This window comes from Vibrio sp. 2-2(8) (assembly GCF_963888495.1).
In the GTDB taxonomy this organism is placed as follows: Bacteria; Pseudomonadota; Gammaproteobacteria; order Enterobacterales; family Vibrionaceae; genus Vibrio; species Vibrio anguillarum.
In genome coordinates, this window is the sequence record NZ_CAWPJM010000022.1 from 290,618 (window position 1) to 306,118 (window position 15,501).

Here is a 15,501-nt window from a genome sequence, read left to right on the forward strand (position 1 = left end):
AACTTTTATTAACCATTAAAGTGCTGATCGTTTACCTACTAGTCTAATCAAAGAAAATTTTTTTCGTTGAAACAAACCGTAATTTTAACGTAACGAAAGCGTTACACTACACCGCTAACGTAGGTGGGATAAAGACTTGTGCTTCCAGACCACCATGAGCTGGATTGCGTAAAATGAGATCTCCGCCGTGTCCATGTAAAATACTTCGGCATATTCCAAGGCCAAGACCGTGGCCTTGGTCATCATCGGCAAGGCGAAAATAGGGCTCAAAGACCGCTTCTAATTTATCTATCGGGATCCCCGGGCCTTGGTCTTGGATGGTGATAATCACCCACTCTGGATTTTCTTCCAACTTCACCCACACTTGCTGACCATACTTCACGCCATTGCCAATCAAGTTTGTCAATACTCGTTGAATAGCTAAAGGCTTAGCGATTATCGGTTCAAGCTGTGTAGGCGTAAAATGGACCACTTGGCGAGTTAAGTTGTACCCTTCAGCAATCGTCTGAATCATCTCATTGAGATCAATACTGCTGTTATTTTCGTGTAAATCGGTATCTCGCACGCACTGCAATGCCCCTTTAACCATCATCTCTAGCTCATCGAGATCGCGGTTAAATTTTTCGCGCTTAACATCGCTTTCGAGCAATTCAGCCCTTAGGCGTAAGCGGGTGATGGGTGTTTTTAAATCATGAGAGATGGCCGAAAACAGATGCTCTCTATCGGCCACGTAACGTCGAATTCGTTGCTGCATACGATTGAATGCGCGGGTCGCTGTGATCAATTCTGTCGCCCCCTCTTCACGCAAGGGACGCTGGGCAATATCCATACTCATCTCATTCGCCGCTTTGGCTAAATTTCTCAGTGGTCGAACTTGGCGGCGCATAAGCAAGTAGGTCAACGCTAACAAAATGGTGGTGGAAAAAAAGAGAAATAAGATCTGCTCTTTTCTTAATAGAGTGTCATCCAGTTTCACGTATGGGGCGGGAAGTAGCGCCGCCACGTAAACCCATTCATGGCTTGATAGTTCGATTTGCACCACCAGCACTGGCGGGTTTAGCGGTTCAAGTGTGAGTGTATGATAGGCCCACGACTTGGGTAAGTCGCTGAGAAAAATATCGTTTTTTAGTAACCGCAAATGTTCTGGTTTGGTAAATTCAACTTGAATACTCTCAACGTTATTGAGCTTTTGTTGCAACACTTCCCTCACTGCATCGACTGAAGCTCGCTTGAGCGGCGTATCGATAATCGGCTCCACAGTCAATGGCTCTTTATTGAATGAGACAAAAAAACGGGTTCCCCCCATATTGCGAATTTGATCCAGCACGATATGCCGATACTTGACGGGTAGTGATTGAAAAAAGGTCACGGTGGAAGCAAACATACCTGCCATGCTAGAAGAAACGGAACTGATCCCTTCCAACTCTTTTTGTTTAGATTGGCTGTACCAAATCGCCGTTGCAATGCCCTGCGCTATCACCACCGCCAACAAAGTCAGCAGCAGTGTTCGTGAGACAAGAGAGTTGGGTTTTAAGCGTGAAAAGAGACGTCTTAGCGTCATTTTTAATGGCCGTAACTGACCGGAACGGCCAGAATATAGCCGTTGCCACGCATAGTTTTAATGTAGTGAGGGTATTTTGCACTATCACCCAATCGCTGACGTAAACGGCTAAGTTGCACGTCGATACCTCGCTCAAAAGGGAGCGCTTCACGTCCACGAGTAGCAAATGAGATGGTATCGCGATCAAGCACTTCCTTAGGCCGGGTTAAAAACAGCATCAGTAGTGCAAAATCACTGCCCGACAAGTCATGCTCATCGGCACGCTCTAGATGTGTAATTCGGTGTGACAAGGTATCGAGTTGCCAATCACCAAACGTAATTTGTTTGGGCAACGCATCGGTTGTTTTTTCATCATTGACTTGTACCCGGCGCAGCAAAGCCTTGATGCGCGCCATTAACTGACGCGGGTTAAAAGGTTTCGCCACATAATCATCCGCGCCAATTTCTAAACCAATGATTTGGTCAGTTTCATCAGAAACCGCGGTCAACATAATGATAGGAACGTTCGAATGACGACGGATTTTTTGGCATAAAGTAAAACCATCGTCTCCGGGCATCATCACATCCAACAAAATAAGATCGGGATAACTGTTACGTTCCAAATAGGCTAATAGCTCGATGCCATCCGCGGTGGTGACGATATCAAAACCAGACTTCGTCAAATACTCATCTAATAATTGCCGAATCTCTTCGTCATCATCCACGACTAGAATGCGCGTTCTTGCCTGCATGTCCACTATCCATATTTTCAACTGATCGGCCCAGTGTAGCTATAGGTCATTTTTTTGATTATTGATATTTATGTAAAGTTTGAATTCTGTCTAGATAGAGATCACAAAATGCGTTACTTATGAGGAACAACTGATTTCCATTTTTTTCCCCCATTCAGGAGGAAGCTGGGCAAAATGACTCTTTTCCGGCTGCTCGGCATAAGGGTTGGCTAACAATTGTGCTAATTGGTGCACTTGTTGGTAATCACCCTGTTCTGCTTTATCAATCGCTTGTTGAGCCAAATAATTACGCAAAATATATTTCGGATTCACTTTTCTCATCTCTGCGCAGCGCTGCTCAATCGAAATCGCGTTCCCCGAACTGTCGATTTCTCGCTCACAACGAGCCAGGTACTGTTCAAGCCAAGACTGAGCGGCAGCGCGGTCAATGAAGAGATCCAATACAGGTTGCTCCCCTTCTCGATCCAAGTTGGATAGTTGCCGGAAAAAGCGAGTGTAGTCGGTGTGATTTTTGGTTAATAACTCAAACATTTGCTCAAACAACACAGAATCACCGGGCAGAGAGGTCAACAACCCCAATTTACGACGCATTTGCTGGCTAAAATAACGGCCTAGCTGCGCTTCAAACTGAGCGAGTGCCGCTTCCAGATCGCTTCTTTCCACTAACGGGGACAATGCATGTGCTAAAGCGGACAGGTTCCACAACGCCACACGCGGCTGCTGATCAAACGCGTAGCGGCCTTGATAATCGGAGTGATTGCCAATATAAGTCGGTTCATAATCGTCGAGAAAAGCAAAAGGACCGTAGTCAAAGGTTTGACCGAGGATAGACATGTTGTCGGTATTCATCACACCATGGGCAAATCCAACCGCTTGCCAATCGGCAATCATCTTAGCAGTACGCTCAACAATGTGACTAAACATGGCCGCATAAGGTTTTTCTTGTGTAAGGCAATCAGGGTAATGCCACTCAATCACTTTATCAGCCAGTTGCTTTTGCTCTGCTAATTGGTTGGTATAGAAAAAATGTTCAAAATGGCCAAAGCGAATATGGCTCTGCGCTACACGTACCAGCAGCGCACCTCGCTCTTGTTTTTCTCGATAAACAGGCGTGTCACTGCTCATCATCGCTAATGCTCTTGTGGTCGCAATCCCAAGACCCGCCATCGCCTCACTACACAAGTATTCACGAATAGTGGAGCGCAGTACGGCGCGGCCATCCCCCATACGCGAATAAGGCGTAAGCCCTGCACCTTTCAAATGCAGATCATACACTTCCCCCGTTTTACTCTCGATTTCGGCCAACAGTAACCCACGGCCATCACCTAAATCAGGGTTATAAATACCAAATTGATGGCCCGCGTATTTCATCGCTAATGGCTTAAATTGCGTGGGAATAACTTGGCCAGACAGGCTGTGCAGTAGCTCATCATTAGGTTGTGTTGGTAAAGACAAATCGCCAGCCAGTGAGGCATTCCAAGCAACCCAACGCACATTGTCTAAAGGCGCTGGGTTCACTTGAGAATAAAAAACCGAGGGTAATTCACCATAGCGAGTGTGCAGTGTTACTTGATCCCAAATCGACATGCGAAGTCCTCATAATATGGTTTTTGGTTAGACTTTTGCACGTTAGCAAATACTTGAGCTCTAGACTAGGGTATTATTAGGCAAAGTTGTCACCTATTACAGGTCACATTCAAGGTGAAGTCGATGTTATCCATTTTTGATATTTTTAAAATTGGTGTGGGCCCTTCTAGCTCACACACCAATGGGCCAATGATTGCAGGCTATCAATTTAGCCAAATCATTGCTGATTTAACGCAAGTGGCAAGAGTGCAGATTGACCTTTACGGTTCATTATCACTTACAGGACGTGGCCACCACACTGATCGCGCCGTGATATTAGGTCTGCTGGGCAATAAGCCTGACACCATCAAAATCACCAGCGCCAATCAAGCGCTAGCGCATGCTATTGAACACGGTGAGCTTAATTTAGCGGGAAAAAAGCTCATTCCATTCCAGCTAAAAACAGACCTCCTCTTCCAAAATACTAATCTTCCCTTACATGAAAATGGTATGACGATTACCGCTTTGGGAGCGCAAGGAGAAACGTTAGCCTTTGAAACTTACTACTCGGTGGGAGGCGGTTTTGTTGCTACCGCCAAAGAGTTGGAACACGGTAGTGCAAATGCACCCGTGGAGGTCGAATTTCCTTTTACTTCTGCTGATGAATTACTCTTTAAAGCCGAAAAACATGGCTTAAGTTTAGGCAGTCTCGTTTTGCGCAATGAAATAGCATTTCATGACCTTGAAACGATTAACCACAAAGCCGATCAAATCTGGAAAGTGATGTCGCTCTGCATGCAGCGCGGCTTTGAAACGGAAGGCATTCTCGAAGGTGGGTTGCATGTCACGCGCCGCGCACCAGCACTGCTCAAAAAGCTGGAAGCTAACGCGGCGATTGAAAGTGACCCAATGGAGATCATGGACTGGATTAACCTGTTTGCTTTCGCGGTCAGTGAAGAAAATGCAGCGGGAGGGCAAGTGGTCACCTCGCCAACCAATGGCGCGGCAGGAGTGATACCCGCCGTATTAATGTATTACCACCGCTTTATCCGAGAGCTTGACACTAAGCAGTTGAAAGATTTTCTCGCCGTGGCTGGCGCTATTGGTATTTTGTACAAAACCAATGCTTCTATTTCGGGGGCCGAAGTAGGCTGTCAAGGGGAGATTGGAGTCTCTTCCTCAATGGCAGCGGCAGGGTTGACCGCGCTAAGAGGTGGCAGCAACGAACAAATTTGCATGGCGGCTGAAATTGCCATGGAGCATTCATTGGGTATGACATGCGACCCAATGGGTGGCTTAGTTCAAGTCCCTTGCATCGAACGCAATGCAATGGGAGCCGTGAAAGCGATTAACGCTTCACGCATGGCCCTAAAACGGACCAGCAAATGCTTAATTTCTCTAGATAAAGTGATTGAGACCATGTACCAGACGGGGAAAGATATGAATCGGAAATATCGAGAAACCTCGTTAGGCGGCTTAGCGTTAATCCACCTATCACCACCTTGTGAATAGTAATACCGTTCAATCCTCATCAAGCCCTGTGTGAATACAGGGCTTATTTAAGCGGTAAATTCAGGAATGCGTAACTCTTGGTTCTGGGTAATCGCTTCTCGCTGCACAATCCACTGAAAGCTGAGCGACAACACACAAATCTCAACCGCACAAACCACTAACCAGACGAGTGACAATAGTAATGTCAATGGCAGAAAATGCAGATTAAACAAGGGCTGTAGTAGTGCGTTGATAAGCATGGGGATCACACCTATCAGCACAAATAGTGCTTTGGCGTGGGGCTTTGACATTTGCCACGCGACACTCAAACCTCTAGGTTGATGATCTAGTGCTGTTGCTGGCAAAACTAATGACCAGCGGGAGATAAACCAGCCAATAGGCAGCATTGCTGCATAGGTACAAAGCTGGATTAACCACATTGGCATAGTCACTATATTTGCCAGCGAGCCAATGATAAACATGGGTATGATTAGAATGGCAAACAGCATAGCGCCTAACGCAGCCCACCATCCAATAAAGCGCAATTCACGCGAACTTAAGTAAAAAATCGTGCTCAAACGGCAAGATTTTTCACCCAACAGAACCAAACGATGCAAGCGCACTGTCGCCATCGCCGCCGTTACCGTATAAAGCACATAAACAATGACATTCGTTAATGTGAACAACTGTTGTGGATCATCAAAGTCAACAACACCAATCGTGAAATAGAGATTCACTACCAAAAAAGGTGAAGATTGCAGCATGAGAGTCAGCCAATTTTTTTGGACTAATTTTAACGCACTCACCACAGTATACTGAATCGGTAGCTGCTGATATTCCATGAATCTATTCCCTGACAAATAAGTAAGGTTAATATATCGAAAATAGATCCCACTTGTTCTAAAAGCTCTGTGATGCCAATCCAACTCCCTGCACTCATTGATAACAATCTTATTGGTATCTCATATTAGTGACTCGGCAACGAGGCGCTATTCTGAATAAAGAGACGATCGCTGACACTGAGGTATCTCACCGCATTTGAAGAGTTCATGCTAGAATGCGCCGAATTTGCGATGAGTTGCACTCAAAGTATTAGGGCGTAGCGCCTTACGATGAGAAAGCCATCGCTTGCTAACTGTTTTGACTTTTTAACTCTGAGAGCCCGCATGCCATTTTCCAACCTAGGATTGAGCGATCCAATCTTAAAAGCCGTTCACGAACTCGGCTATTCTGCCCCAACACCGATTCAAGAACAGGCAATCCCTGCCATTTTGACGGGTAAAAATGTCATTGCGGCAGCGCAAACCGGCACGGGTAAAACCGCTAGCTTTGTACTGCCCATTTTGCAGATGCTTAGTCAAGGAACAACTCAGCGCGCCAAACGTGTTCGCGCATTAATTTTAGCGCCCACTCGCGAATTGGCTCTGCAAGTGGAAGAGAACGTCACTCAATACGCCAAGTATCTGCCCTTAACCTGCCTTGCGATGTACGGCGGTGTCGATTCGCAAAAACAAAAACAACGCTTGATTGAAGGGGTGGATATTTTGATCGCCACGCCGGGGCGCTTGCTTGATATGTATGGCCAACGCGCCGTTCATTTTGATGAGCTTGAAGTGTTGGTGATGGATGAAGCTGACCGCATGCTCGACATGGGTTTCATTGAAGACATCAATAAAATTGTTGATCGCCTGCCACTAAACCGTCAGAACTTACTGTTTTCGGCGACCCTTTCTCGTCCAGTGCGTGAGTTGGCCAAATCAGCCATTAATGATCCGATTGAAATTGATGTCGCTGGTTACAACCGCACGCCAAATCAAATCGAGCAGTGGATTATCACTGTCGATAAAGATCAAAAATCTGCACTACTGAGCCATTTGATTACTGAAAACCAATGGCAACAAGCGATGATTTTCATCGAAACCAAACACGGTGCGGCAAAGCTGGCGAGCCAACTGGAAAAGCGTGGCATTGCGGCAGAGGCGTTTCACAGTGGCCGTAGCCAAGAAGTTCGTGAAAAATTATTAGCCGATTTCAAAGCAGGTAAACTGCAATTTTTGATTGCAACGGGCGTTGCCGCGCGCGGTATTGATATTGATAACTTAGAAAGAGTGGTGAATTACGACTTGCCTTATCCTGCGGAGAACTACATTCACCGTATTGGACGAACCGGTCGTGCTGGTGCAACCGGTGAAGCAATTTCTCTCGTATCACGCGATGATTTTAAAAACTTGTGCATGATTGAAAGCCGCTTAGGACATTTGCTTGTGCGTAAAGAAATTGAAGGTTTCACACCGAAAAAAGACGTGCCTATTTCCATTTTAAATTACCACTTGAAAAAGCGTGATAACGAGCACTCAAGTGCACCGCGTCGTAGCCCTCGCCCTAAACAAGAAAAACGCTCATAAGCATAATGCTTCTTTACAAATCCCACCGCCCGGTGGGATTTTGTTGACTAAACCATTCCCGCATCACACTTTTACGCCTTCTTTCTCTCTACGCCCCAAAATCACTACTCAAGGATGATTCTGTCTTCATCAACTTCTATTAGCCTGCAACTCATCTCCTATTTCTCGCATCCCATCATCGCTTAGGTTGACACGTTATGGCTTACAACAAATACACTATCTATCAAGTTTTCACGCGCTTATTCGGTAATACAAACTGTTGCTACACACCTTGGGCAACGAAAGAACAAAATGGCGTCGGTAAATTAAGTGACTTCACTGACGATGCACTCAATGCAATTCATCAACTTGGGATCACTCATATTTGGTATACCGGTGTTTTACATCACGCACTGGTGGGTGATTACCGTGCATGGGGAATAGAGAATGATCACCCAAGTGTTGTCAAAGGTAGAGCGGGCTCGCCTTACGCCATTAAAGACTACTATTCGATAAACCCTGATTTAGCCGACGACCCAGCTCAGCGTAATCACGAATTTGAAGCCTTGATTAAGCGTACACACCAAGCGGGCATGAAAGTCATCATCGACATTGTCCCTAACCACGTGGCGCGCCAATATCAAGGGCTCAATAACCCTGTCGGAGTCAATGATTTTGGTGAAAATGATGATACCAGTGTGCAATACGCCAGGGACAATAACTTCTATTACCTACCCGACACCTCCTTTAAACTGCCAGATATGCCCACCTCATTGCTACCGTTGGGCGGTGAATGCCACCCAGATTTAGCCACCCCGTTTTACGAACACCCCGCAAAATGGACAGGCAATGGATCTCGTTTAGCCAAGCCGAACATCGATGATTGGTATGAAACCGTCAAAATAAACTACGGCATCAAACCTGATGGAGGCAAAGATTTTGCCGAGCTTCCGCAGCAATACCGTTTCCTATCTCACCTTGAACACGCCATTTTCTGGCAAGACAAAAGTGTCCCGGATTCATGGCGTAAATTTAGGGATATCGCTCTTTATTGGCTCGATAAAGGCGTGGATGGCTTTCGTTATGATATGGCCGAAATGGTACCGATTGAATTTTGGAGCTATCTCAACTCGGCAATTAAGCTACACACCCCCGATGCTTTTTTAATGGCAGAGGTGTATCAGCCAGATTTATACCGCGATTATATCCAGCTCGGGAAAATGGACTATCTGTACGACAAAGTCGACCTTTACGATAGTCTCAAAGCCATCATGCAAGGACACGGCTCTACCAAAGAGATTGGTCGTATTGAATATCAACTGCGCGACATTGAGCATCACATGCTGCATTTCTTGGAAAACCATGACGAGCAGAGAATTGCCTCGCCTGAATTTGCAGGGGAAGCACATAAAGCACGCCCAGCCATGTTGATTTCAGCCTGTTTATCCAGCTCACCAACCTTGCTTTATTTTGGGCAAGAAGTGGGCGAACCTGGAGCGGAACATGCCGGCTTTGGCCAGCCTTCTCGCACCTCTATTTTTGACTATATCGGTGTTCCACAACACCAAAAATGGATGAATAACGGCGCATTTGATGGTGGCCAATTAAACGAGAGCGAGAAGCAGCTGCGCCATTTCTACTCAACATTACTGAATTTAGTCAAACAGAGCCCCGCACTGACCGGTGAATATCATGATCTGTACGCCGCCAATGTTGAACACTTCTCCGACCAACAAGATTACTTATTTGCCTTTGCTCGCTCTAACCCGTCACAAAAGCTGATCATCGCAGCGAACTTCAGTGCCACAAGTGGCAAAACCGTAAAACTGCATTTACCTAAAGCATTGACCACTTATTGGCAGTTAACCTGTGGTGAGCACACTCTATTCGACCCGCTAAATCAACAAACGCTGACGCTCTTCGTCAACGAACAAGAGAGCTATGTGATGATCGACTTCACCCCACTTTCGACCCATTTCATGGTTCTCAATAATATTTAAACCTCAAAGAGAGTCATTGGTCTTCTTTCAATACAACAAGCCAGCATCTTCATCGTGCTGGCTTGTTTTGCTAAAGGCTATAAGGTTAAGGCTTGCTTTAAGTGACTTTCATTAACACGGGTTCTTGATCAGATTCCCGCTCATGCTGATTGGGCAAAATGCCTAAAGTATGTAAAAAGGTTTTGAGCATGATGGCGTAAATGAACATCATAGGAAGGCCTGCGACCACACAAAGCGACTTAATGGTTTCAATCCCTCCCCCAGCCAAAAATACACTTAAACTGATCAGCCCAATCGCACAGGCCCAAAGCAATTTTACTCGGTTATCGGGATCACCATTCAAAGCCAATTCATTGGTGGTGAGCATCGCCGTCGCAACACTCGCACTGGACATAGTGGTCAGCATCAATAAAAACTGAATGAGCAGAAATAGCCCAAGCACCCCATTTCCCCCAGGCAAGGTTTTTATCAATGAAACCACTGCGTAGGTTAAGCCACCTTCTGCCATCCAGCCCTGAACGGGTAAACCGCCCAGCATTTGAGCCCACACCGCATAGCCACCAAAAATGGAGATAAAAAATGCACAACCCAAAGCGCCCATCGAGATGGTGTACAAAACCACTTCACGAATCGTTCGTCCACGAGAAATTCGCGTGATGAATAGGCCCATCATAATCAAGTACGCGTAATACCAAAACCAATAGTACTGAGTCCAACCTTGTGCAAAACCACTTTGCTGAACAGGGTCTGTCCACAATGACATTCTAAAGAAATTATCCAACATCACGCCCAGTGAGTCAGTGAAACTATTAAGAATGAAAGAAGGTTGAGTCGCCAATAATACAAACAGGGCAAACAACACCGCCATGCTGACTGTCCAGTTAGAAATCATGTTGATGCCTTGATTAAAACCAACCCCCATCACAACCACTAACGCAGCCACAAAAAGCACAATAATTGCACCTTGTAAGCCAAGGCTATTCTCAATCTGTAACAGATCTGCCACACCAGCGCTGACCAAAGTCACAGTTAAGGCTAGCGAGCTAGCAAACGCGGCCAACGTACCAAAAATAGACAATAGATCGATACTTTTTGCCACCAAAGGATGGTCACCCACTACCGAAGAACACAAACTGGAAACTTTTAACGTGCGTTTTTTTTGTACATAAAATGCGTAAGCAAACGGAATCGCTGGAAAGCAGTAAATCGCCCAGCCTGTAATGCCCCAATGAAAAATAGAGTAGGTAACGGCCCATGCCGCAGCAGGATAACTATTAGGCTCGGCAAATAACGGCGGTGATTGTAAGTAATACATCGGTTCACCTATCGCCCAGTAAATGAGTGACGCCCCGACGCCAGCGGTAAAAATCATCCCGCCGTAAGAAAAATTACTGTATTCGGTTTTTTCTTCACCTAAACGAATGCGGCCGTATTTCGAACACGCCAGCCACAGTAAAAAAACCACTAACGCCAAACTTGCCATCTGTACTAACCAGCCAAACCAGTGGCTCACCCAGCCCATAGCTTGCGCCGCCATCGCTTGAGAGGTGACTGGATAAAGCGCAGATACCGTTAACAAAACAAGCACTAACGCAATCGCAGGAAAAGCCAATCCATAATTAAGATTTTTCAAAACTGCGCCTCCATTCATAAAGTGCTTGAATATGGCGAGGGGTGATGCCACAACATCCGCCGATCACGGTTGCACCGAGGGCATACCACTGCTTGGCAAATGCGAGATAATCTTCTGCACTAAACTCACGCATGGCTTGTACGGTTTCGTTAGCAGCGTGATCCGATTTAATCGGCGTAAAACTGTTTGCATAAACGCCGATTTCAATCTTTTGCGCTCGGCCTTCCAACACCATTTTCGCCTGTTGAATGGCATCAGCCATCACCTCGGGTATTGAGCAGTTAAAGAAAATACCCGCCCCACCCGCAGAATAGATTTGTTCTGCAGCTTCAGACACTGACTGCCCAGAACGCAATTGTGCGATATTAGAGTCATCTTTCAGAGTCAGTGCGTAATAGCAAGGCTTGGTTGATGAGGCAAACACCGATTGGATCATGCTCAACTCTTCTAAACTGGCAATCGTCTCCGCTAACCAGACGTCCACATAAGGATCTTGTGCTTGATACAAAGTGAGTGAAATCGCTCGCGCGACTTCGGCTTGAAAGAGATCAGGCCGATAGCTTCCCATCGCCGGTGGCATAGAACCCGCCACTAAAATCGGACGTTCTGACTGTTGTGCTACTTCCGCAGCAATCTGCGCGGCTAAGTTCGCTAACCTTGCACCATCGGTTTGATATAGTGACTCGCCCAAGTGAAAAGGGACACACGCATAGCTATTCACCGTGATGATGTCGGCACCGCTATCAATAAATCCTTGGTGAGCTAAACGAACATGTTGTGGAGATTCAATCAGCGCTTGCGCGCTCCAAAGTGGCTGAGAAAAAGGAGCGCCAATTCTTTTTAATTCACGCCCCATGCCACCATCAAGAAGGGTTAATTTGCTCATAATATCGTATCCATAATGCTTTATTGGTCAGTGCCATTGAAGCATACTGTGAGCAAGATCATAGTGAATAACATTGAAGTGCAATATGAATTTTATTCAAGTAAGTGACTTGATTTATCTATTCTTTTTCGCAAGGTCACTATCTGTTGTTCATGCTGTCATTCGTGCTGTAATTCTTAGAAAACATGGGGCTTGGTCATTTCACAACAAATACTCAACGCATCATAAACAACTCTTCATGGAACTGAGTTTCAACGTCTACATGGTAAGGCTTCAACGCCTGTTTTAAAGTCCGTGAAAACGCAACAGGGCCACAAAAGAAAAACTCAAAACCACTTAAATCACCACACTGGCGAGCAATAGTCTCGGCAGACAAATGCGGCGCAATGCTTGAATCAATCACTGTGAGGGAGACACCTGCACGCAATGCTTTCTGCTTAAGCTCATCACACAGGGCTTGCTCTGCATGATGGCAGCAGCAGAACAGATAAGTAGCCGGATGCGCTTTTACCGTGTGTAAATAATCTAACCCAGCCATAAATGGAGCGATGCCGACACCGCCACCAATCCAGACTTGTGGCCTATCACTATAAAACTCAAATCGTCCATATGGACCTTCGACCTCAATCGGCTCACCCACGGTAATTCTCTTGTGAAGGCCAGTGGTAAAATCGCCAAGCTCTTTAATCAAAAATCGCAGCTCATTAGCCTTATTGTACGAAGCAATAGTAAACGGATGTGGCTCTTCGCCAACAAAACTCAAATAAGCAAACTGCCCTGCTTTATGTCCGGGCCAAGGTTTCTCCATCTTAATTCTTAAATCTAACGTTTGGTTCGCTGCACAGTAGTGGCATGCGCTAATCTTCGCTGAATAACGTGCATTTCGGCCCACAAATCCAAGCAAACTGTAGATTGCTGCCGCCGAGCCAAGCGCAATAAACATCAACACTAACCAATAAATCGGCCAGCCCCAATACGCCTTTTTCAAAAAAAATACCGAATGCCCAGCCAACAAAAGGTACACCACCGTCATCAAACGGTGCGATAAACGAAACGGTTTGTATTTAATGGTTAGCCACAGTGATACCCCCACCAGCAGCAATAATGAGTAGAACCCCCACTCGCCAATGGCTAACCCAATCGGGCGCATCTCTTTTACCCAAAGCGCAAAACCCGACAAGTTCCCCTGTGGGCCAGAGCCATTGAGCCGATTAGGTTTAGTCAGGAGCTCAAGTGCGATCATCCATTTCGGTATCTGGTAACAAAGCCAGTGAAATAAACCAAGCAACGTAGCCGAAATGCCCAGCCATTTGTGTATCCGATAACCTTTATCGATTCCTTGTGTCCACTGTTCAACAAGGGGCAAACGAAGCGCCAGTACCATAGCCAATGACATCGCCACAATGGCCAAAATGCCTGACCACTGGATAAAAGCCGATCGCCATTGAAACAGGTTTTGAGACACAAAAAACGTTGGCTCGGCCTGTATCCAGAGTACCGAAACCACGGCCATAATCATTAAAACCATTTTGCTTGCTCTGTTCATCACAATAACCACTAAAATAGAAAGGTTATATAAGAGTAACAATCACAACGTAAAGTAGATGAAGTAACAAGTAAATCTGTGTAAAGACGGCAATCCAAGCTCTTTAAGCGCTTATCCTTTTTATTGAACGCAGAAAAATCTGACCAATCAAACAACGCTGATCTTCCGCACGATAATCTTAGGGAGGGTCACTGAATTCTGTTAGAATGCGGCCCCTTCAACTAGCGTGTTAAGAGATGATCATTCGTGATGCCACGTTGTTTGAATAAAAAACCAACGAAAACCATACACCCCTGCTGGCCTCGGTTAGTGAACTACTTAGGAACTCGTTATGATGACTGAAGAAGAAAGAATTGAATTACAAAGAAATAACCCATTACACGGTCTTAAGTTAGAAACATTACTGCAAGAACTAGTGGATTTTTACGGTTGGGATATTCTCGATACGGCAATGCGTTTTAACTGCTTCCATACCAACCCATCGGTTGCCAGCAGCGTGAAATATCTCAATAAAACCGATTGGGCGAGAGAGAAAGTAGAAAACTTCTACCTATATCGCTTTAAACGTATGCCACGCGCTTCAGCTGAAGAATATGATCTGCCACCGCGCGCGCGCACTTTCCCACATGGCCTCAAACCTAAAGAGCCAATGGAGCTGACGGTTGATTCCATTTTAAACTCACAGGCTAAAGCGGCTTCTGCCCATAAAGAGCGTTCCGCACGTAACCGTTCGTTTCGTCGTTAAAAAGCGATATACCCAAACAACGTGGAGCTGCAGGTAGGCGGCAAGTGAGTGAGTCCCCATGAGCATAGATAGACTCTATGATTGGGGGGAACGAACGTAGCCAACACCCCTGCAGCTTCAAGTAGCAAGGGGATATGTGAGTAGGCGAAGACATTTATCCAGCACACTCAATCGTCATTTTGCACCTACACGGCGATACTCATTTATAAATTTACCGCGCCTTGCAAAGCCAGTGTTAAAGAGCAAGCCGGTGACAAAGCCGTTCGTATTGTCACCGAGTTGATGACAATACGTTTTCTTTTTATATTATTTCTAACGATTTATTGACTTAACCTAGATATTTGCCACTGAGTTTGCTGGTATTATTCAGCGCCATTTTGGCAGTCAAATTAAAATATCGAGACAACAATGAAAAGAACCATTTCAAAAGTAGTAGCATTAGCCGTGGTATCTGTTGCTTTATCTGGTTGTGTGGGTAGCAACGCAGTAACGGGCTACCTAATGAAATTCAACATTAAGGCCGTTGATAACCGTTACGCTCGAGGTGGCTTGAACATGCTGCTTGCGCCTGTTTACGGTCTAACGATTGCTGCTGATTACGTAATATTCAACTCACTAGAGTTCTGGACTGGTAGCAACCCACTCACTGGGGCTCCGCATATCTTTGATATCAAGACAGAGACTTATCTAGACATCAACCACAAGCTTGATCCCTCTTTAACAGAAGCACCGGTAGGCCCTATCACTCAGAACCGTATCATTCAAAGCGGTGAGATGTTCCAAGTGGACGAGAATACGGTACAGATGGGAATTACCTACCAGACCGGTGAAACGGCAACATTGGTTGGCGTTCGTGAAGGTGATGTCGTAACTTACTCCATTGATGGTGAAGTAGTTGCTGAGACCTCCATCGACGAACTTGCTGCCTACGTAGCTGCTCGCGCTTAATCGAGTTTGA

General features: G+C 45.7%; 12 protein-coding genes. 5 read left to right on the forward strand and 7 right to left on the reverse strand.

What is annotated here, in order from left to right:
• Positions 1-106: 106 nt before the first annotated feature.
• The 3 genes from AACV12_RS07720 to AACV12_RS07730 all read right to left on the reverse strand — a co-directional run bounded on the left by AACV12_RS07720 (position 107) and on the right by AACV12_RS07730 (position 3,879).
• Complete coding sequence (locus AACV12_RS07720; RefSeq protein WP_170888657.1) at positions 107-1,561, reverse strand: ATP-binding protein; 1,455 nt, start codon at positions 1,559-1,561, stop codon at positions 107-109.
• Between the two features lie 2 nt (positions 1,562-1,563).
• Positions 1,564-2,292, reverse strand: a complete 729-nt coding sequence (locus AACV12_RS07725; protein ID WP_026028047.1) for a response regulator — start codon at positions 2,290-2,292, stop codon at positions 1,564-1,566.
• Positions 2,293-2,409: 117 nt separating this feature from the next.
• Entirely contained in the window at positions 2,410-3,879 is a 1,470-nt protein-coding gene (locus AACV12_RS07730) for a protein adenylyltransferase SelO family protein (protein ID WP_170900125.1), read from the reverse strand.
• Between the two features lie 123 nt (positions 3,880-4,002).
• Between AACV12_RS07730 and AACV12_RS07735 the strand changes: the two genes are divergently transcribed.
• Positions 4,003-5,370, forward strand: a complete 1,368-nt coding sequence (locus AACV12_RS07735; protein WP_026028818.1) for an L-serine ammonia-lyase — start codon at positions 4,003-4,005, stop codon at positions 5,368-5,370.
• A 47-nt stretch (positions 5,371-5,417) separates the two neighbouring features.
• On the opposite strand, the gene AACV12_RS07740 is transcribed toward AACV12_RS07735, so the two are convergent.
• A complete protein-coding gene (locus AACV12_RS07740; RefSeq protein ID WP_019282010.1) occupies positions 5,418-6,191 on the reverse strand; it encodes a hypothetical protein in 774 nt (257 codons plus the stop codon).
• A 324-nt stretch (positions 6,192-6,515) separates the two neighbouring features.
• Here AACV12_RS07740 and AACV12_RS07745 point away from each other — a divergent pair, with 324 nt between their 5' ends.
• Positions 6,516-7,754 (forward strand): DEAD/DEAH box helicase, encoded by a 1,239-nt coding sequence (locus AACV12_RS07745; RefSeq protein WP_026028635.1) that lies wholly within the window; start codon positions 6,516-6,518, stop codon positions 7,752-7,754.
• A 197-nt stretch (positions 7,755-7,951) separates the two neighbouring features.
• Entirely contained in the window at positions 7,952-9,733 is a 1,782-nt protein-coding gene (locus AACV12_RS07750; RefSeq protein WP_170900126.1) for an alpha-amylase family protein, read from the forward strand.
• A 97-nt stretch (positions 9,734-9,830) separates the two neighbouring features.
• Here AACV12_RS07750 and AACV12_RS07755 read toward each other — a convergent pair whose 3' ends face one another.
• The 3 genes from AACV12_RS07755 to AACV12_RS07765 form a co-directional block, all read right to left on the reverse strand.
• Positions 9,831-11,366, reverse strand: a complete 1,536-nt coding sequence (locus AACV12_RS07755) for a BCCT family transporter (protein WP_170900127.1) — start codon at positions 11,364-11,366, stop codon at positions 9,831-9,833.
• Positions 11,353-12,252 carry a homocysteine S-methyltransferase family protein gene (locus tag AACV12_RS07760; RefSeq protein ID WP_017044584.1) on the reverse strand — a complete coding sequence of 300 codons (900 nt, stop codon included), beginning with the start codon at positions 12,250-12,252 and terminating at the stop codon, positions 11,353-11,355. The genes AACV12_RS07755 and AACV12_RS07760 overlap by 14 nt, the downstream gene beginning before the upstream one ends.
• A 214-nt stretch (positions 12,253-12,466) precedes the next feature.
• Entirely contained in the window at positions 12,467-13,798 is a 1,332-nt protein-coding gene (locus tag AACV12_RS07765; RefSeq protein ID WP_170900128.1) for a ferredoxin reductase family protein, read from the reverse strand.
• A gap of 331 nt (positions 13,799-14,129) precedes the next feature.
• Here AACV12_RS07765 and AACV12_RS07770 point away from each other — a divergent pair, with 331 nt between their 5' ends.
• On the forward strand, positions 14,130-14,543 hold the full coding sequence (locus AACV12_RS07770) for a VF530 family protein (protein WP_013857204.1): 414 nt from the start codon (positions 14,130-14,132) through the stop codon (positions 14,541-14,543).
• Positions 14,544-14,951: 408 nt separating this feature from the next.
• Positions 14,952-15,491: a DUF3332 family protein gene (locus AACV12_RS07775; protein ID WP_170900129.1), complete on the forward strand. Its 540-nt coding sequence runs from the start codon at positions 14,952-14,954 to the stop codon at positions 15,489-15,491.
• The last annotated feature ends 10 nt before the right edge of the window (positions 15,492-15,501 follow it).